Annotated in this window: 12 protein-coding genes, 2 tRNA genes and 2 rRNA genes; 9 read left to right on the top strand and 7 right to left on the bottom strand. The window is 45.1% G+C overall.

Annotated elements, in window-relative coordinates; all coding sequences use genetic code 11:
• Window positions 1-2 precede the first annotated feature (2 nt).
• Together IUA53_RS18340 and IUA53_RS18335 are read right to left on the bottom strand one after the other, a co-directional pair.
• Entirely contained in the window at window positions 3-1,094 is a 1,092-nt protein-coding gene (locus IUA53_RS18340; protein WP_044448893.1) for an alpha/beta hydrolase, read from the bottom strand.
• A gap of 12 nt (window positions 1,095-1,106) precedes the next feature.
• A complete protein-coding gene (locus IUA53_RS18335) occupies window positions 1,107-2,162 on the bottom strand; it encodes an alpha/beta hydrolase (protein WP_196897520.1) in 1,056 nt (351 codons plus the stop codon).
• 211 nt (window positions 2,163-2,373) lie between these two features.
• Between IUA53_RS18335 and IUA53_RS18330 the strand changes: the two genes are divergently transcribed.
• The gene (locus IUA53_RS18330) at window positions 2,374-3,294 is read left to right on the top strand and encodes an AraC family transcriptional regulator (protein ID WP_044448891.1); all 921 of its coding nucleotides are present in this window, start codon (window positions 2,374-2,376) and stop codon (window positions 3,292-3,294) included.
• A gap of 339 nt (window positions 3,295-3,633) precedes the next feature.
• Here IUA53_RS18330 and IUA53_RS18325 read toward each other — a convergent pair whose 3' ends face one another.
• Window positions 3,634-4,521, bottom strand: coding sequence for a trypsin-like serine protease (locus IUA53_RS18325; protein ID WP_231401191.1), 888 nt, complete (start codon window positions 4,519-4,521; stop codon window positions 3,634-3,636).
• 287 nt (window positions 4,522-4,808) lie between these two features.
• Here IUA53_RS18325 and IUA53_RS18320 point away from each other — a divergent pair, with 287 nt between their 5' ends.
• Window positions 4,809-6,761, top strand: a complete 1,953-nt coding sequence (locus tag IUA53_RS18320; RefSeq protein ID WP_231401190.1) for a tetratricopeptide repeat-containing diguanylate cyclase — start codon at window positions 4,809-4,811, stop codon at window positions 6,759-6,761.
• 15 nt (window positions 6,762-6,776) lie between these two features.
• On the top strand, window positions 6,777-7,511 hold the full coding sequence (gene pdeM, locus IUA53_RS18315; RefSeq protein ID WP_196897519.1) for a ligase-associated DNA damage response endonuclease PdeM: 735 nt from the start codon (window positions 6,777-6,779) through the stop codon (window positions 7,509-7,511).
• An 84-nt stretch (window positions 7,512-7,595) separates the two neighbouring features.
• Here the strand turns inward: pdeM and IUA53_RS18310 are convergent, their stop codons facing one another.
• From IUA53_RS18310 to folM, 3 genes are all read right to left on the bottom strand, one after another.
• On the bottom strand, window positions 7,596-8,489 hold the full coding sequence (locus IUA53_RS18310; RefSeq protein WP_044058318.1) for a carbon-nitrogen hydrolase: 894 nt from the start codon (window positions 8,487-8,489) through the stop codon (window positions 7,596-7,598).
• Window positions 8,479-9,540: an agmatine deiminase family protein gene (locus tag IUA53_RS18305; protein WP_044058317.1), complete on the bottom strand. Its 1,062-nt coding sequence runs from the start codon at window positions 9,538-9,540 to the stop codon at window positions 8,479-8,481. Before IUA53_RS18305 ends, IUA53_RS18310 begins: the two co-directional genes overlap by 11 nt.
• Before the next feature lie 136 nt (window positions 9,541-9,676).
• Entirely contained in the window at window positions 9,677-10,384 is a 708-nt protein-coding gene (folM, locus tag IUA53_RS18300) for a dihydromonapterin reductase (protein ID WP_196897518.1), read from the bottom strand.
• Between the two features lie 188 nt (window positions 10,385-10,572).
• Between folM and folE the strand changes: the two genes are divergently transcribed.
• The gene (gene folE, locus IUA53_RS18295; protein ID WP_044058315.1) at window positions 10,573-11,256 is read left to right on the top strand and encodes a GTP cyclohydrolase I FolE; all 684 of its coding nucleotides are present in this window, start codon (window positions 10,573-10,575) and stop codon (window positions 11,254-11,256) included.
• 103 nt (window positions 11,257-11,359) lie between these two features.
• Here the strand turns inward: folE and IUA53_RS18290 are convergent, their stop codons facing one another.
• Complete coding sequence (locus IUA53_RS18290) at window positions 11,360-11,569, bottom strand: hypothetical protein (RefSeq protein ID WP_044058314.1); 210 nt, start codon at window positions 11,567-11,569, stop codon at window positions 11,360-11,362.
• A 557-nt stretch (window positions 11,570-12,126) separates the two neighbouring features.
• Here IUA53_RS18290 and IUA53_RS18285 point away from each other — a divergent pair.
• The 5 genes from IUA53_RS18285 (at window position 12,127) to IUA53_RS18265 (ending at window position 19,012) form a co-directional block, all read left to right on the top strand.
• On the top strand, window positions 12,127-13,347 hold the full coding sequence (locus IUA53_RS18285; protein WP_044059093.1) for an MFS transporter: 1,221 nt from the start codon (window positions 12,127-12,129) through the stop codon (window positions 13,345-13,347).
• 473 nt (window positions 13,348-13,820) lie between these two features.
• Window positions 13,821-15,353, top strand: a 16S ribosomal RNA gene (locus tag IUA53_RS18280).
• Window positions 15,354-15,433: 80 nt separating this feature from the next.
• Window positions 15,434-15,509: transfer RNA gene (locus tag IUA53_RS18275), tRNA-Ala, on the top strand.
• A 95-nt stretch (window positions 15,510-15,604) separates the two neighbouring features.
• Window positions 15,605-15,681, top strand: a tRNA-Ile gene (locus IUA53_RS18270).
• 455 nt (window positions 15,682-16,136) lie between these two features.
• A 23S ribosomal RNA gene (locus tag IUA53_RS18265) occupies window positions 16,137-19,012 on the top strand.
• Together the 16S and 23S rRNA genes with 2 tRNA genes alongside form the textbook arrangement of a ribosomal RNA operon.
• The last annotated feature ends 35 nt before the right edge of the window (window positions 19,013-19,047 follow it).

Below are 19,047 nucleotides of genomic sequence, written 5' to 3'. Positions count from 1 at the left end.
TTTTAATCTAAACCTTTCTCATGCAACCAATCCGACATAAGCGTTGCTATTTCGTTGTTATTCAGGTCTGAAAATGGAAAGTGTGTGTTGCCATAAATACCTATTTGGGGAAGGTGAATAACGGTAGCATCTCCACCATGTTGGTTTATGGTATCAGCCCACTCATAAGCCATCTCAAGCCTGATTCGCCAGCCATCTTCGCCAGGCAATTCACTGGGTTTTTCAGGAATATTGTCACCGTAATAAATAACAATTGGGATCTGAGTCAGCTTATTAAAATCATCCAAAGGAACCTCTACCGCAGTTAATAGACCACTGCTACTCTGCTTGGGGGCAGGCGCTTCGCCTTCAGGGAAAACAAAGTTACTACCGGGTTCATAAGAAACAATGGCCTTAATGTGCTGACTCTGCATGGCTGCCTGCCACCCCATGCCACCACTGTGTGAATGGGTAACCAGGATGCCATCGCCAATCTTGGTAAATAAGGCTTCAACCGCATCAGCATTTACATTGATATTGATAGGGCCGACATCAGGCACCATTTGTCGAAAATATTGTTCTAACGACGCTTCATCTGTCGGAAACTGTACATTGGGGAAGTAGTCAGGCCATGTACCAACGCGAAAAGTATTGAACCACATTTGCTCATTCGGAATCGGCTCGTAGCTACCAGGTTGTGTGCCTTTTGCGGCGTTACCACGCCGGGGTTGGTCAATCAAATAAACGCCGTACCCTTTGCGTAGGAATATATTCTGGTAACCTTCACGGCCATCTGGTGTAGATTCCCACGTTTTCGAGAACTGCCCGAAACCATGCCACATTACTAACGGGTATTTTCGTTCATTGACTGGAATTTGATAAAAGACATAAGCGTGATCGCCATGTAACGTTTGCCCGGCAGACGTCAATTTTATCGGATCAAATTCCCCTTCTTTTTGAATGACAGTACCACCCACTGCGAAACTACCTTGTTCTGCGAGCATTAAAGGGGATGCTGAGTCATTTGTCTTATAGGTAGTGCTACATGCACTCAGTACCAGAACTGTTGACGCCACTAGAGTCAACGAACGATAGCTTCTTATGATCGAAATCATGTCACTAACTCCTTACTTCAATACGTCATCAAAGAAGTGGCTGAGTTGCGTCATGGCTTTTGAAACGTATTCAGGATTCCAATAGGTCTCAATGTGTGTAGCACCCTCGATAAGAAATAATTGCTTATCCTCAGACTTGGTCGCTAATTCAAACGCGTTTTTGGTCATGTACAATGAATCCGCTTTACTACCGGCAATCATCAATAAGGGCTGATTAATAAGATCCATATTCGTCGCCGCATCAAAATTCATCAGCGACAACAAACTGCTCTCTGTATAGCGAAAAGTCGAATTTGGATGGGCATGGGTTTTGCCATAATATTCGAATCCTTGTCGGTAAAGATCGAAGGGCAAGGCTGCAATTTGTTCGTCGGTTAGCTTTGCATCACCGACATAACGGATTTCTCCAGTCTTGGCTTCGATTTCTCGCGCTTCAGAAGCGGACGTTAAACGTTGCTGAATGGTATCTAGCGCAGAGTCCATGTAACCGTTTCGGCGAACACGTCCAGAATTAAACATGCTAAGTGTCGCGATGGATTTGAAACGTTTGTCGGATTGCGCTGCTTTAAGGGAGTAGCCACCGCCACCACAAATGCCAAGAAGTCCAATCTTGGATGTTGAAACCCCAGGGTAGGTAGAAATGACGTCCGCCATGCCGTGGATGTCTTCAATACGGTTAGCCGGTTTATCAATATTTCGAGGCTCACCTCCGCTGGCACCTTGGTAAGCGGCATCAGCAGTGATGGTGATGTAGCCTTGTTCCGATAGTCGTTGAGCATACAGCCCCGCAACCTGCTCTTTCACACCACCGTTAGGGTGAGCGATGACAATCGCAGGATATTGTTTCGACGGGTCAAAACCAGGTGGAGTGTACACATTCGCGGCGATGTCGATGTTATTTAATTTATAACTCACCGCATGAATATTGACCTTACCCTCAACGTTTTTCGTAATGGCCCCTTTGTAGGTCAACGTAAATGGATTCTGTCGATAGTCCGCCGACAATACTTCAGCAGACAATAGATTTGCCGACAGTAGGAATGCAGCCGTTTTAACCAGTGATTTCATATTTTTCCCGATACTTAAAAATGTGCCAAATAGCGCTCACACACCAAGAGTTAATCTCATGCTTTTAAGGATAGTAACGGCGAGAAAAAGTCAGTAATCAAATTCTGTTCAATAATTGCCTATTTCTCTGAGTACAAATTAGATCTATGTATTAGCGCCTACAGGGTGGCTATACTGACTGTATCTGAAACATCTGTAATGTGGCATAAAGATGAAAACCGATCCTACCCATGTAAACAATATGAAGCACTTAGCATCAAGCATTTCGAAGCTGACCGTACACGATGATTACTGCCCGACAGATGTTCCTGGATTGACGGTATTCAAGAAAATTGACGCGAACATTCCGATGGCCGGCGCATATGAACCCAGTGTGTGTCTGATTGCACAGGGAGCAAAGCGTGTTCAATTAGGTGAGGAAACCTTCTTTTATGACACAGAGCACTATTTGTTTTCAGGTGTTCATTTACCGGTAGTAGCTCAAATCACGGAAGCAAGTGCCGAACATCCTTATCTTGGTCTTAAGCTGACTTTCGACTATCAGGACATCACGCAATTGATGGCGGACAGCCAACTACCGCCTCCCAAGGGGCAACGTTCAGATCGTGGTATGGCAACGGGTAAACTAACACCAGCGTTAATCAGCGGGTTTCAACGACTACTTGATTTGGCTGATGAGAGTACAAATATTCCGATGCTCGCGCCCATGATAAGACGAGAAATATTTTATCGTTTGCTTGTCGGGGACCAGGGTGAAAAGCTTAGGCAACTCGCCGCAATGGGTACGCAAACGCATCAGGTGGCAAAGGCAATCGCATGGCTCAAATCTCAATTTTCAGAACATATCAGGGTGGAGGATCTGGCTCGGGTCGCTAATATGGGCGTCTCAACGTTTCACCACCATTTCCGAAATATGACTGCGATGAGTCCGCTGCAATATATAAAGCAAGTTCGACTTCAGGAAGCCAGACGTTTAATGCTAACCGAGCACCTCGACGCTGCAACTGCGGCATTTCAGGTTGGTTACGAAAGTCCCTCCCAGTTTAGTCGTGAATACGGGCGAATGTACGGGTGCTCCCCAGCGAAAGATGTCAACGAGTTGCGATATAAATTGGCGCAAACGGGAAATTAAAGGTAATGAAGTGAATAATCTGCGTGATTCATAGGCATCAGCTTCACTATCTATTTTTCGCAAATTGAAGTCGGACATATTTACTTGAATCCCTGCAAGTGAATGTCCGCTAATTGTCTTAAGCAGCCAGACACACGCGGAAGCATCAATTAGTACTTACCGCTGAATCCAAATCTGTTTGACTGAATATTTTAAGGGCTGGTGAGGTAAGTCGACGAAACTGCTTCGCTCACACGCTATCTTGAGAAATTTACAATCATTGATACCAACGGTGTGAGAGACTGACGTCCTCATGGTGTAATCATAGGATGAATACATCATTGCTTTCTAGGCAGCTAACTACCTAAAAATTACCTCAGCAGTTTCAACATGTTCCATTATCCAGTCCTTAAAATATGAAACCCGTGTAAAAACTGCAACCTCATCATAGTGTCCAAAGCTAAATTGCTTCACATCTCCTTCAAATTCTCGCCATGAAGCCATGCCTAGTAAAACTGGCTTGTCATCTCGAAAAATCACAATCGCGCCACCACTGTCCCCTGAACCAATAGTCCCTTCAAGGGGCATGGCGTTGTCTTCTTTTTCGAATGAAAATTTTAGCCATTGCTGTGAGGCTTCAGTTATCTGGTTATTGTACTGTTGAAGCTGATAGTTTTCCTGAGTAAATGCCCAGTCTGAGAAGAACTTTGTGATTTGATACCAATAATAGGTCACGTAGCCTGGTCCTTGACTGTCTTCAACCTCGCCAGTTAGCCCTGTGCCTATGGCACCGCGACCAAATCCTGTAACTTTCATACCTTTCTCATCGTTGCTACCATAAAGTGGAATAGGCGAAACATGTGTCACCGGATGTTCCAGCCTGATTAATGCAATATCTACGCTGTTATTAAGCTGCGTCAACAGGGAGTTATCTGATGATGCCCCTACTCGTTCGTAATCAGGGTGCAAAATAACCTCTGCAATTACGTTATCGACCCCGTGTATGGCTATGGGTTTGTTTTCATATTCATACATAAACGTGTAGATAACGTGTGCAGGAGCAAGTAACCAATGTTTATCAATTAAGACTGCTGCACCTTGAAAAGGCATATCAATAAAATATTCTGGTGGTGTATCGATTTTATAACGGGCTGGGTCCACATCATGTCGGGTGATAACCGCGTATGAATGAAAGGCAGCCAGTGTCAGCAACAGCGCTAAAGTTCGTATTATTAGGTTTGAATTCATTACTAAGTCGTCCCTTGTTGATTTATTACAGGGTGCTCAATTTATGAATCAATGTAATGATTTTTGTGTGAAAAAACGTGACGAAAACGTGATGATAGAGGTATTAGGGTGAGATTGATAAGTGAATCTACCCTTTAAACAATCATCATAAGGGTAAAGTAGACCTTGTCATGCAGTCTTATTGAATCATGATTGTCTGCGTGAGTTAGAGTTAGCGTTGAATACTTCAATTTAGATGGAAATTATTAACGAAAAACATGGGTTTAACTTTGTAAAGAAGTGCTATAGTGATAAATGGTGTGATTAAGTTTGCTGGTTCAAAAGTGATAATTGTTGAAAATAACACCCACTCAAGAGGCCTAAGTATTCGATATTTTTTCAGAGCATTCGTGCTCGCTTCCGTGTTTTCTTTTAGCCTTCAGAGCCTAGCACTCGAGCTCTCTCTAGATACGCCGAATCGTGAAGCGATTCAGCAGTTTATTAGTGACGTAAGAAAAAGCAGACTTGATTACCTTGAAAATGAAAAAAGCCTAAAGGAAGTATTTAATTTGGCTAAAGAAAAGGGTTGGAATTCGCTTCACGCTGAAGCGGCAGCGCTTTATTCCGAGCTTCTTTTCAGACAAGAAAAATACAGCGATTTAACGTCACACCTTCAATATTACTTAGATAAAAAAGAGTTCATAGAACGAGAAGACATTCATTTATTATTTCTAGAGACGAAATTAAAGTCTTTAACATTAATGGATGATCCAGCCCCAGCACAAGCACTTGCGAAAAAGCTAGAAGTAGAGCTATCGCAACATTCAAACGATGAAAAAATTACTATCTATCGAGCTTTAGCTTATTACTATACGGCTGATGATGCGTTGCGCAAAACGCTGAAAGCGGCTTTAGATGGCCTCGAGTTGGCGATGCAAACAGGCGATGTAGCTTCTCAAGGCTATTTTTACCGAAAAATAGCTGACGCCTACACCTACCTTAGTGAAAACGATAAAAGGATATATTACGCTAAAAAGGCTGTTAGTACGTTTGAAAAAACGAATGACGGCCTTTTTACTGCTAAGGCATATTGGAGCCTAGGCAATATACTTCTAGAAAACGATGACACCCAAAATGCGTTGCTCTACTTACATAAAGCCCTAGCTTATTTTGAAAAAGTAAACATGAAAAAGGGGTTGGCTTTTGCTCAATATTCCATTGCTAATGTTCAATATCTTCAAGGCAATCTTGATGAGGCTTTACAGTTAGCTCAGGAAAATATAGAGCTTGCACGGGCTTCGGGTATTCATGATATGCAACTGGCTTCTATGATCCTGCTGAGTAATATATATATTGAAAAGGGTAACTTGGAAGTAGCGAATCAAATAAATGATGACGTTTTTAACCTCATTGAAAAATTTAGCCGTAGTATTTATAAAGCAGAGTTTTTTGGTGAAAGGTATGAACTAAAACGTAAGATTAATCAAGTAGATGAAGCATTCGAAGCGCTGGAGAAAAAGCTTTTTTTCATTAATAAGCATTATGAAGCGACCAGCGAAAGCAATATTAAAGCCCTGCAAGTCAAGTTTGAAGTCAAAGAAAAAGAAGATGAAATTCGAAGGTTAGAATACCAAAAAAATATCAGTGAACTTCAGGCAAAAGAAGAGTATCAACAAAAAATAATTTGGCGCCTTAGTGCGGCAATAGCGTTTATTTTAGTACTTGTGGCTTTGCTTTTATTTTATCGGCAAGTGCGCCAACGAAAAAAATACCATCGTATGGCATCAACCGATCATTTATCAAACTGTCTCAACCGTAGGGGAATACTTAATGCTGCCAGCGTTAAGCTAGCTCATCATAGTGTATCCTTCGCTATTGTTGACCTAGACTACTTTAAAAAGATTAATGACGAGTATGGCCACGACATAGGCGACATGGTGCTAATTGCTTTTGCCAATGCAGCAAAAGATACACTACCTAAAGGCGACGAATTTGGCCGATACGGTGGTGAGGAATGGTTATTCGTCTTAAATTCGGCAGATGAAAAAGTAGTTAGAAGCATCTTTCAAAAGCTTGCCGTCGCCTTCCAAAAATATTGCGATGCCATTGAAGCTTTTAATCCAAACAAAGAGATGACATTTAGCGTAGGAGCAACGCTAAATAGCAAATCACCTAATTCTTTGGATTCTTTAATTAAACGTGCAGACACCCTCTTGTATAGAGCTAAAGAAAACGGTAGAAATCAAGTCGTCATCGACTGAGGAAGTAAATAAAGAGTGGCAATAAGTGAGCAGTGGCTATCGTCGCAGGTGGCCTTGCGAAACATCAGTATTGTGAAGTTTTCAGAACTGCTTTGGGTATTAGATGCCAGAGGAGTGGCCTATTTACCTGCGCTCGATTGGCTGGTGGTATCCGACTTACACCTTGAGAAAGGCAGCTATTTACGTAGTTATGGTAATCCGCTGCCAAGTATAGATTCAGTAGCTACGCTGAAACGGTTGCAGCTGGTTATAAAAGACTATATGCCTGCTCGGGTGATTAGCTTGGGTGATAGCTTTCACGATAATCACAGTCTGTCCCGCATGACGCTACAAGACAAAAACCTGTTGTGCGATATCGTCAATAGCGTTTCCCAATGGGATTGGGTAGAGGGGAATCACGATCCTGATTTGCCTGTAGGCATTCCCGGCAACCCTTGTCATGAAATAGCGCACGATAGTGTGGTGTTTCGCCATGAACCAGACGCGCTGAAAAGTAGTGTAAGTGCAACCGGCCAGGCTGAAAGCACGCCGCAAGTCATAGGGCATTACCACCCTAAAACACGAAAAACCATTTCTCGACGCCGATTTTCCGGTAAGTGTTTCGTGATTTCTGACAACTTATTCATCATGCCTGCGTTTGGTCAATTCACCGGGGGCTTAGATGTGAATGATGAGGTTATGCTGGCATTAGTGTCCGAAAAATCCCGTGCTTGTTATATGTTGTATGACCGTGCGATTTTTAAGGTGTAATTCTGTGTCCTTCAGACAACAGCATCGCATAAAGAAACGGGCAATCACGTAGCCCGTTTCACATAAACTTACTTGCGTCCTGCCTTAATCGCGCCACCGTTTGGTTAAATCTTCGTATGCATCAATGCGTCTGTCTCTAAAGTAAGGCCAGATACGCTTAACTTGCTCAGTGCGGGCAAGGTCAAGTTCAACAGTTAATGTGGTTTCTTCGTTGGCGTCTGCCTTGGCAAGAATTTCACCTTGTGGGCCAACGATAAAGCTTTGCCCCCAGAATTGAATACCAGGGTCGCCGTCCACAGGAGAAGCTTCAAATCCAGTACGGTTAGCCACAATAACAGGCACGGAATTGGCCACAGCATGAGAACGTTGAATGGTTTCCCAGGCACCATGTTGGCGAACGCGTTCATCATCAGTGTCGTTGAGGTCCCAGCCGATGGCCGTCGGGTAAAATAGTAAGTCCGCGCCTGCCATGGCCATTAATCTCGCCGCTTCTGGATACCATTGATCCCAACAAACCAATACACCTAATTTACCCACACTGGTTTGTATAGGTTGAAAACCCATATCGCCAGGTGTGAAGTAAAACTTCTCATAAAAACCTGGATCATCGGGAATGTGCATTTTACGATATTTACCTGCAATTTCTTTACTTCTATCAAATACCACCGCGGTGTTGTGATACAAGCCAGAACCGCGTTTCTCAAATAAAGAGGTCACCAACACAATATTATGCTTCTCAGCAAGTTCACCAAAAAAATCGGTAGCGGGCCCAGGAATCGGCTCGGCTAAATCAAACGCATCGGTATCTTCTTGCTGGCAAAAGTACAAGGTACTGTGAAGCTCTTGCAATAATATGCACTCACACCCTTCATCGGCTAACTTAGCCACTTGCTCAGCACTTTTATTCCAATTAGTTTGCTTGTTATTGTCGGCGACAGCTTGCTGAACCACGCCTACTTTAAGGGTTTTATTGGGCATAAATTGATACTCCTTTTTCCAGCAGCGCTAGTACAGAAGCCTGCAGTGTGTTGGTGGGAACTTGCATCGAAATACAATGCAAGCTGCCATACTGTTTAACCAAAACAGAACAATCAATGGGTTCGATAACATGGTTGGGATAGGCGCTTTGCATAACGTCAATGGCAATGGCGTCTTCATCCTGCTTATAAATGGGTAGCAGAACAGCGTCGTTACAGATCAAAAAGTTGGCATAAGAAGCCGGTAGCCTAACCCCGTCTTCGTCCACAATATAGGGCAAAGGTAAATGATACTGCGTGTGCTGAGGGAGGTATTGTTCGCACTCTTCACATAATGCTTTCAACCCCGCATAGTGGCTATCTTGTGGCCGGTTAAAGGCAGCTTGAATGACCAAACCATTGTTTGGCGTAAAGCGCACTAGGGTATCGATATGCCCATCGGTATCATCACCTTCAAGATGGCCATTATGAAGCACGGTGACTTTGTTACAGCCAAGCATCTGCGTAAACACTTCAGCGTATGAGTTTAAATCCATATCGCCATTTCGTTTAGGGTTAAGTAAGCATTGCGCGGTGGTGAGCAGGTGCCCTGTGCTATCAATTTCAAGCGCGCCGCCTTCCACAACAATCGGACTGCTGCGCAGGGGCAATTGACACAAAGACGCTAAATAGCGTTGGTTAGCTAGGTTGTCTTCGGAGGCATCGAATTTTTCGCCCCAGCCATTGAATTTGAACTCTACAGGTGCGCCGTTACCTTCACTGTCTATACAAGTCATAAAGCCGTAGTCACGCATCCAAGTATCGTTGAACGACGCGGGAATAATCAGCACTTTTGCTTGCTCAGGTAGGCGTGCTTGAAGCGCATCAATGTCATCAGGTGCGCACAATAGGATTACGCCGGCACCATAACGGTTAACCGCATTAATGACGTTAATATAGGTTAATCGTGCATGCTCAAGCCACGGCGCCCAATCAGTTTGAGCGTGGGGCCAAGCTAAAAGTACTGCATCCACTTGGTTCCATTCCGGAGCCATGACTCGGTTACCTTGCATGTTAATCTCGTTGATTTGTGTAAACCCACAATTATAGCTAGGGAATGGTTGCCTACCAATAGCTGGTTTCATGAATTTAATTGCTGGAAAAGAATAAAATTTTGCGTGACTGAATACGCAACATTTACCCCACGCTTTATTTTAAGTGCCTGCCACCATCGAGATGAAGAGTTTGCCCAGTAATATATTCACTTTGCATCAAATAGCGCATTGCCTTTACTGCTTCTTGTGCACCTGGCACAACTTCAAGTAAGGACTTAGTGCGCGCTTTTTCTTTATAGTGATCCGAGTCTCCTTCATTGAACATCAATAACGCAGGCGCGATACTATTTACTTTTACTTTAGGGGCTAAGCGCTTCGCGAAGGACAAGGTCAAATTGTGCAATGCAGCCTTGCTTGCCGCATACGCCATGTGCTTTTCACTACCGGTTTCTTGTACATAATCGGTCATGTGAATAATGTCGGCCACCAAGTTGTGGTTGGTAAGGTGGGTTTCTAGCGCTAAATTTATGCGATAAGGCACAAGGGCATGAATGCGCATCATATATGCCATTAATTGGTCTTTGTTCTCGTATTTGTCATCAATTGCCCAGTCGGAGGCGTTGTGAATCACGGCGCGATAGCTTTTATTGATTGCCTTAATCTCAGCAATTGCTCGATCAATAGCCTGCTCAGTGCTAAAATCTGCCTGTATAACAGTAGCCCCTCTCTCTTTAAGTGACGCCACCGACGGCTTGTATGTGCGGTAGGTGATAACAACGGGAATTTTTTGGTCTAAAAGGCTTTCAGCCATAGCCAATCCAAGGCGCTGACTAGCGCCGGTAATTAACACAGGTAACGACAAGTAAGTCTCCTTTTTCTGTGTAGGGGGCGGACTACTCTAATGAGGTATAGTAGTGTAACGAAATCACACTACCAGTAAGGTATAGAGGACTGCCATTAGATTAAAATAATGTCATCTTTATGCCCAACGGATCTTTACGTTTTATTGGGCGTATAAGGTCAAAAAAGAAGTAATTACGGAATAAGTTAATGTTAGCAAAAGAAGCGGTAATCGTGCGCGATGCGCTGGATCCCTCCATTTCCGAATCGGCACAGCGTGTAAGAGCAGCGTTAGAAGAGAAAGGTTTAGAAACACCTATGGCAGGTAATGGCCTTTCTGACGAGCAAAAGCGACTGAAAATTGAAAGTGCTATGAGAGAGGTCATGGATACGCTAGGTCTCGATTTATCGGACGATAGCCTATGCGATACTCCCAAGCGCATCGCCAAAATGTACGTCGATGAAATTTTTGGCGGCCTCGATTACCGTAAGTTTCCAAAAATTACGCAAATTGAAAATAAAATGCGTTTAGACCAGCCTGTGCAGGTATCTGATATCAGCCTTACCAGTACTTGCGAACATCACTTTGTCACTATCGATGGAACCGCTACTGTGTCTTATATTCCGAAAGACACCGTGCTAGGATTATCTAAAATCAATCGTCTTGTTGGCTTTTTTGCTCAGCGCCCACAAGTACAAGAACGCTTAACTCAGCAAGTGTTGGTTGCCATCCAAACCTTAACCGGTTCTGAAGATGTTGCGGTGAGCATTAACGCCACACATTATTGTGTGAAGGCAAGAGGTATTCGTGATACCAATTCCTACACCAAGACGTCTGCGTTAGGTGGGAAGTTCTTAGAAGATGCAGAACTAAGACGACAATTCTTCGCCTAAGCACAATTCATTGAATAGGTGATTCGCTTACGCCCACACCAACAGCCAGGTTAAGCAAGCGCTAGGCTAGTGTGGGCGAATTCCTTTCTATTGATGGAATACGTTATTTAACCTGAAGTTCATTTTCCAGTTCAGTAATCACCAAGTTGATTTGACCTTCTACGCCATCAGCCGCCGTTAGGCTAAGTTTCTTTTTGCAGCAAAAACACGTTTCTACCTGCTCGTGATACATGTCTCGCAATGAATTGAGTTCAAACGCGTTTATAACGCCACAGTATGGACACAAGTATTCGAGAGGTTGGTTTTTGTTCATGACACTTCCTTATTAGACTTTCCATATCTTTAATGCTCCTTGCTGACATCACCACGCATGTAACGTGCAACGCGCTTATACTTTTACGTGCATAAGTTCGTTCCCTAAAATATAGCCACTTATTGACGAAATGCGCCGATAAATTAAGTGCACTCAACTAACCCTAGAAAATGTAAAGAAAAATAGTTTTCCCTCGGTGGGAGTTTGCCTTTACTGCGCTAGTCACAAGGGACTGCGGATAATACGCTTGCGACTTAACACTTATTGGTTATCAACTAGGTTCTTCTACCTAGTTATGAATAAAATGATCACTTGGTGCCGGCGAAATTAAAAGGTTTACAGGGTTTTCATATTCTGTTAACTTTTATCTTAATCGATTAAGTTTCGTTTTGTATAGCAGCTGAGTTACGTATTTCACATTCGTGTTATTTTTGAAAGCATGTAAATGTAGGGTGTAAGTTGGCTAGTTTACCCAAACCAAAAAGCAGTTAATAACGAGTAAAACTATGACGAACCAGGATCCAAACAGCAGGGTTATTCGCTGGTTAACCTATTTGATGTTCATGATGTTTGCGATGACATCTGACTCTGTTGGCGAGATCATTAAAGAGGTTAAAGTGGCATTTTCTGTCACCAACGCCCAAGCAAGCTTAATGCACTCTCTACCTATGTTGGGAATTGCTCTATCTGGCTTATTTTTGGGTTTTCTTGCAGATAAGATTGGACGCAAACCTACTATTATTATTGGTTTGCTTCTATTTGGATTAGCCTGCTATAGCTTTTTGGTCGCCAATGACTTTTTGCTTATTGTAAGTCTGATGAGTTTGTCTGGGGTGGCTGTTGGAATATTTAAAACAGGCGCATTGGCGCTAATTGGCGATATATCAACGTCAACCAAACAGCATACCTCTACTATGAACGGGGCCGAGGCCTTTTTTGGTGTAGGCGCAATTATAGGACCGCTGATTGTTGCGTACTTAATTCACCAAGGGGTGCCGTGGCAATGGCTTTACGTTATTGCCGGTGGCGTATGTACGCTGCTTATCCTTGGCGCACTGTTCGTGAAATACCCCACCTACAATACACAACCTTCTTCATCTACAGACAAAGTGTCTTTATGGAACAGCCTAGCCTTGGTCAAAAACCCTTATGCAATGGGGTTCTCGATAGGCGCATTTTTATATGTGGCAGCTGAAAGTGCTATTTATGTTTGGATGCCAACGTATTTGGTATGTGATGCAACAAGTATGAAGGCAACTTACCAGTGCTACAGTGAGGGCGCATCACAATTGCTCGCCATTTATTCCGTTACTGCTTTCTTTATATTACGAGCAGCAGGGCGCTTTTTAGGTATTTGGATGATGTCACGCTTTAACTGGGCACTAGTATTAATGTTATTTAGCGGTGCTATTGTAACCTGTTTCACCTTAGGCCTTGTAGGTGGCAAACACGTTGCTCTGTATTTGTTCCCCTTAACAGGCATCTTCATGTCTGTTATTTACCCTACGTTTAACTCAAAGGGAATTAGCTGTTTTCCAAAACATCAGCACGGTAGTGTGGCTGGCGTCATTCTATTCTTTACTGCTGCAGGTGCAGCGGCGGGTCCATTTATAATGGGGGTGGTGAGCGATGCGAATGGAGGCGATGCAAAATACGGATTTATTGTTGCGACCGTTTTTGCCCTTATTCTATTTTTAGGGCTTTGCTATAACTACGTTAAAAACCCAACCCAAACCAGGTTAGCTGAGCTAGAAGCAAGCGAATATGGTGAAGGGTAAAGTACTACCAGTAAACATTAAACAAGGTTTACTGGTCACTATTTAATGCATGTGTACAGAAAAGCACCGAAAAAACGCAAATTTCCTATTTTTTGAAAATACTTGTTGACGTGAGCGCTCATTTCCCTAAAATGCGCATCCGCTTCGGGGGAAAAGCAAAACAGCAAACCTCCTGAAGTAAGTCTCTACTACCTTTATAGGCCAGTAAAGACGGGAGTTTAGAAGAAACGCTTCAGAAAATAAATTTTCAAAAAGTGTTGACAACAAAAACTTCCAGCGTATAATGCGCACCTCACTCGAACAGGGTGAGCAAGGAAAACGAATCAACTGAGAGTAATGTTGGTCCTCCTTGCGCAGAAGTCACGACAAAAAGCGTCATGATTCTGCACGATGTTCTTTAACAATTTAGACAAGACAATCTGTGTGGGCACTCGTTAAGAGTGTCACAACGACGATTCATATTTCGATATATTTAATTGAAGAGTTTGATCATGGCTCAGATTGAACGCTGGCGGCAGGCCTAACACATGCAAGTCGAACGGTAACATTTCTAGCTTGCTAGAAGATGACGAGTGGCGGACGGGTGAGTAATGCTTGGGAACTTGCCTTTGCGAGGGGGATAACAGTTGGAAACGACTGCTAATACCGCATAATGTCTACGGACCAAACGGGGCTTAGGCTCCGGCGCAAAGAGAGGCCCAAGTGAGATTAGCTAGTTGGTAAGGTAATGGCTTACCAAGGCAACGATCTCTAGCTGTTCTGAGAGGAAGATCAGCCACACTGGAACTGAGACACGGTCCAGACTCCTACGGGAGGCAGCAGTGGGGAATATTGCACAATGGGGGAAACCCTGATGCAGCCATGCCGCGTGTGTGAAGAAGGCCTTCGGGTTGTAAAGCACTTTCAGTTGTGAGGAAAAGTTAGTAGTTAATACCTGCTAGCCGTGACGTTAACAACAGAAGAAGCACCGGCTAACTCCGTGCCAGCAGCCGCGGTAATACGGAGGGTGCGAGCGTTAATCGGAATTACTGGGCGTAAAGCGCACGCAGGCGGTTTGTTAAGCTAGATGTGAAAGCCCCGGGCTCAACCTGGGATAGTCATTTAGAACTGGCAGACTAGAGTCTTGGAGAGGGGAGTGGAATTCCAGGTGTAGCGGTGAAATGCGTAGATATCTGGAGGAACATCAGTGGCGAAGGCGACTCCCTGGCCAAAGACTGACGCTCATGTGCGAAAGTGTGGGTAGCGAACAGGATTAGATACCCTGGTAGTCCACACCGTAAACGCTGTCTACTAGCTGTTTGTGACTTTAAGTCGTGAGTAGCGAAGCTAACGCGCTAAGTAGACCGCCTGGGGAGTACGGCCGCAAGGTTAAAACTCAAATGAATTGACGGGGGCCCGCACAAGCGGTGGAGCATGTGGTTTAATTCGATGCAACGCGAAGAACCTTACCTACACTTGACATGCTGAGAACTTTCTAGAGATAGATTGGTGCCTTCGGGAACTCAGACACAGGTGCTGCATGGCTGTCGTCAGCTCGTGTCGTGAGATGTTGGGTTAAGTCCCGCAACGAGCGCAACCCTTGTCCTTAGTTGCCAGCCTTAAGTTGGGCACTCTAAGGAGACTGCCGGTGACAAACCGGAGGAAGGTGGGGACGACGTCAAGTCATCATGGCCCTTACGTGTAGGGCTACACACGTGCTACAATGGCATTTACAGAGGGAAGCGAGACAGTGATGTGGAGCGGACCCCTTAAAGAATGTCGTAGTCCGGATTGGAGTCTGCAACTCGACTCCATGAAGTCGGAATCGCTAGTAATCGCAGGTCAGAATACTGCGGTGAATACGTTCCCGGGCCTTGTACACACCGCCCGTCACACCATGGGAGTGGGATGCAAAAGAAGTAGTTAGTCTAACCTTCGGGAGGACGATTACCACTTTGTGTTTCATGACTGGGGTGAAGTCGTAACAAGGTAACCCTAGGGGAACCTGGGGTTGGATCACCTCCTTACCATTACGTCGAAAGACGCACTTGATGCAGTGCCTACACAGATAGTCTTGTTTAAAAAATAAAGAACGACATAAGCTTATGGGGCTATAGCTCAGCTGGGAGAGCGCCTGCCTTGCACGCAGGAGGTCAGCAGTTCGATCCTGCTTAGCTCCACCATCTGCTTGTTTTACCCTAGGCTTGTAGCTTGGATGGTTGCAGCCCTGCCCTCGAATAAGAGCGGTGAGGTCACAACGCCGACTGGCTAAGAAAATAGGCTTGTAGCTCAGCTGGTTAGAGCGCACCCCTGATAAGGGTGAGGTCGGCAGTTCAAGTCTGCCCAAGCCTACCATTCTCCTTCTTACTTGCTTTGCAAGTGGTCGTGAAAAATCGCTTTACCGGAAGCAGAGCTTCCTGACGATTTTGCTACTCGCTAAAGGTGTTGGTAGTCATACACATCGTTAGCGTATGTGTCGAGATGGACATCAAATCCTAATGAATATTTACTGTTTCAGTAAGCATTGATTAGGGTTTTTTACTCTAAAGATGAAAGTACTGCTTTAGCAGGAAACATCGAATGTTCTTTAACAATTTGGAAAGCTGATATTAATAGTAATCAATCAAAATTGAGTAACTGAGAAGTCGAAAGACGTACTTTTTACTCTACTTGACTTGAATTGCTTGTTATCAACATTGATTGATAGCAAGGCAATTCTTCCGATTAGCTTGTCATGCATACAACATTACCCTTGTCCGATTTCAAAAGGCGGACATGAGGCCGATACTCAAGGCTTTTTAGGGTTGTATGGTTAAGTGACGAAGCGTATACGGTGGATGCCTTGGCAGTTAGAGGCGATGAAGGACGTGTAAGTCTGCGAAAAGCTGTGGTGAGCCGACAAAATGCATTTGAGCCACAGATGTCCGAATGGGGAAACCCACCTGTTTACAGGTATCGTTACATGAATACATAGTGTAACGAGGCGAACGAGGGGAACTGAAACATCTAAGTACCCTTAGGAAAAGAAATCAAACGAGATTCCCCTAGTAGCGGCGAGCGAACGGGGAACAGCCCTTAAGCTGTTTAGTGTGTAGTGGAATCCTTTGGGAAGAGGAGCGATACAGGGTGATAGCCCCGTACACAAAGCGTGCTTTACAGTGAAATCGAGTAGGTCGGGACACGTGTTATCTTGACTGAATATGGGGGGACCATCCTCCAAGGCTAAATACTCCTAACTGACCGATAGTGAACCAGTACCGTGAGGGAAAGGCGAAAAGAACCCCTGTGAGGGGAGTGAAATAGAACCTGAAACCGTATACGTACAAGCAGTGGGAGCCCTTCGGGGTGACTGCGTACCTTTTGTATAATGGGTCAGCGACTTATATTTAGTAGCAAGGTTAAGCGAATAGCGGAGCCGTAGCGAAAGCGAGTGTTAACTGCGCGTTGAGTTGCTAGGTATAGACCCGAAACCCGGTGATCTAGCCATGAGCAGGTTGAAGGTTGAGTAACATCAACTGGAGGACCGAACCCACTAACGTTGAAAAGTTAGGGGATGACTTGTGGCTGGGGGTGAAAGGCCAATCAAACCGGGAGATAGCTGGTTCTCCCCGAAATCTATTTAGGTAGAGCCTCGGACGAATTCCATTGGGGGTAGAGCACTGTTAAGGCTAGGGGGTCATCCCGACTTACCAACCCTTTGCAAACTCCGAATACCAATGAGAACTATCCGGGAGACACACGGCGGGTGCTAACGTCCGTCGTGGAGAGGGAAACAACCCAGACCGCCAGCTAAGGTCCCAAAATATTGCTAAGTGGGAAACGATGTGGGAAGGCACAGACAGCTAGGAGGTTGGCTTAGAAGCAGCCACCCTTTAAAGAAAGCGTAATAGCTCACTAGTCGAGTCGGCCTGCGCGGAAGATGTAACGGGGCTAAGCAATATACCGAAGCTGCGGCAGCACAGTTTACTGTGCTGGGTAGGGGAGCGTTGTGTAAGTGGATGAAGGTGAGTTGTAAAGCTTGCTGGACATATCACAAGTGCGAATGCTGACATGAGTAACGATAATGGGAGTGAAAAACTCCCACGCCGGAAGACCAAGGTTTCCTGTCCCATGCTAATCAGGGCAGGGTAAGTCGGCCCCTAAGGCGAGGCAGAAATGCGTAGTCGATGGGAAACGGATTAATATTTCCGTACTTATATAATCAGTGATGGAGGGACGGAGAAGGCTAGGCAAGCTTGGCGTTGGTTGTCCAAGTGAAAGTGCGTAGACCGAGAACTTAGGTAAATCCGGGTTCTTAAAGTCGAGACACGAGACGAGCCACCAAGGTGGTGAAGTTGTTGATGCCCTGCTTCCAGGAAAAGCTTCTAAACTTATGATTATATGAACCGTACCCCAAACCGACACAGGTGGTCAGGTAGAGAATACTAAGGCGCTTGAGAGAACTCGGGTGAAGGAACTCGGCAAAATTGTACCGTAACTTCGGGAGAAGGTACGCCTCTGTGTGTGAAGACTTCGCGTCGTAAGCACATGGAGGCCGCAGTGACCAGGTGGCTGGGACTGTTTATTAAAAACACAGCACTCTGCAAACTCGTAAGAGGACGTATAGGGTGTGACACCTGCCCGGTGCCGGAAGGTTAATTGATGGGGTTAGTTTTCGGACGAAGCTCTTGATCGAAGCCCCGGTAAACGGCGGCCGTAACTATAACGGTCCTAAGGTAGCGAAATTCCTTGTCGGGTAAGTTCCGACCTGCACGAATGGTGTAACCATGGCCACGCTGTCTCCACCCGAGACTCAGTGAAATTGAAATCGCAGTGAAGATGCTGTGTACCCGCACCTAGACGGAAAGACCCCGTGAACCTTTACTACAGCTTGGCACTGAACATTGAACCTACATGTGTAGGATAGGTGGGAGGCTTTGAAGCATTGTCGCTAGATGATGTGGAGCCGTCCTTGAAATACCACCCTTGTATGTTTGATGTTCTAACATAGTTCCCTTATCGGGAATGTGGACAGTGTCTGGTGGGTAGTTTGACTGGGGCGGTCTCCTCCCAAATAGTAACGGAGGAGCACGAAGGTTAGCTAATCACGGTCGGACATCGTGAGGTTAGTGCAATGGCATAAGCTAGCTTAACTGCGAGACAGACACGTCGAGCAGGTACGAAAGTAGGTCATAGTGATCCGGTGGTTCTGTATGGAAGGGCCATCGCTCAACGGATAAAAGGTACTCCGGGGATAACAGGCTGATACCGCCCAAGAGTTCATATCGACGGCGGTGTTTGGCACCTCGATGTCGGCTCATCACATCCTGGGGCTGAAGTCGGTCCCAAGGGTATGGCTGTTCGCCATTTAAAGTGGTACGCGAGCTGGGTTTAGAACGTCGTGAGACAGTTCGGTCCCTATCTGGGTGGGCGTTGGATGATTGATGGGAGCTGCTCCTAGTACGAGAGGACCGGAGTGGACGAACCGCTGGTGTTCGGTTGTCATGCCAATGGCATTGCCCGGTAGCTACGTTCGGAACGGATAACCGCTGAAAGCATCTAAGCGGGAAGCCGGCCCAAAGATGAGTCATCCCTGACCTTTAAGGTCTGGAAGGGTTGTTATAGACGATGACGTTGATAGGCAGGGTGTGGAAGCGTTGTAAGGCGTTAAGCTAACCTGTACTAATTGCCCGAGAGGCTTAACCATACAACGCCTAAAAGGCTTCGTGAGAAGTTGGCGTT

The sequence above is a fragment of the Alteromonas sp. B31-7 genome, assembly GCF_015767655.1.
Classification (GTDB): Bacteria; Pseudomonadota; Gammaproteobacteria; order Enterobacterales; family Alteromonadaceae; genus Alteromonas; species Alteromonas australica.
This window is presented reverse-complemented; position numbering and strand designations above follow the sequence as displayed.

What these genes read in the sequence shown, in the direction of transcription:
- IUA53_RS18340 (WP_044448893.1), bottom strand. Translation starts at nt 1,094, where the DNA reads ATGATTTCGATCATAAGAAGCTATCGTTCGTTGACTCTAGTGGCGTCA.
- IUA53_RS18335 (WP_196897520.1), bottom strand. Translation starts at nt 2,162, where the DNA reads ATGAAATCACTGGTTAAAACGGCTGCATTCCTACTGTCGGCAAATCTA.
- IUA53_RS18330 (WP_044448891.1), top strand. Translation starts at nt 2,374, where the DNA reads ATGAAAACCGATCCTACCCATGTAAACAATATGAAGCACTTAGCATCA.
- IUA53_RS18325 (WP_231401191.1), bottom strand. Translation starts at nt 4,521, where the DNA reads ATGAATTCAAACCTAATAATACGAACTTTAGCGCTGTTGCTGACACTG.
- IUA53_RS18310 (WP_044058318.1), bottom strand. Translation starts at nt 8,489, where the DNA reads ATGCCCAATAAAACCCTTAAAGTAGGCGTGGTTCAGCAAGCTGTCGCC.
- IUA53_RS18305 (WP_044058317.1), bottom strand. Translation starts at nt 9,540, where the DNA reads ATGCAAGGTAACCGAGTCATGGCTCCGGAATGGAACCAAGTGGATGCA.
- folE (WP_044058315.1), top strand. Translation starts at nt 10,573, where the DNA reads ATGTTAGCAAAAGAAGCGGTAATCGTGCGCGATGCGCTGGATCCCTCC.
- IUA53_RS18290 (WP_044058314.1), bottom strand. Translation starts at nt 11,569, where the DNA reads ATGAACAAAAACCAACCTCTCGAATACTTGTGTCCATACTGTGGCGTT.
- IUA53_RS18285 (WP_044059093.1), top strand. Translation starts at nt 12,127, where the DNA reads ATGTTCATGATGTTTGCGATGACATCTGACTCTGTTGGCGAGATCATT.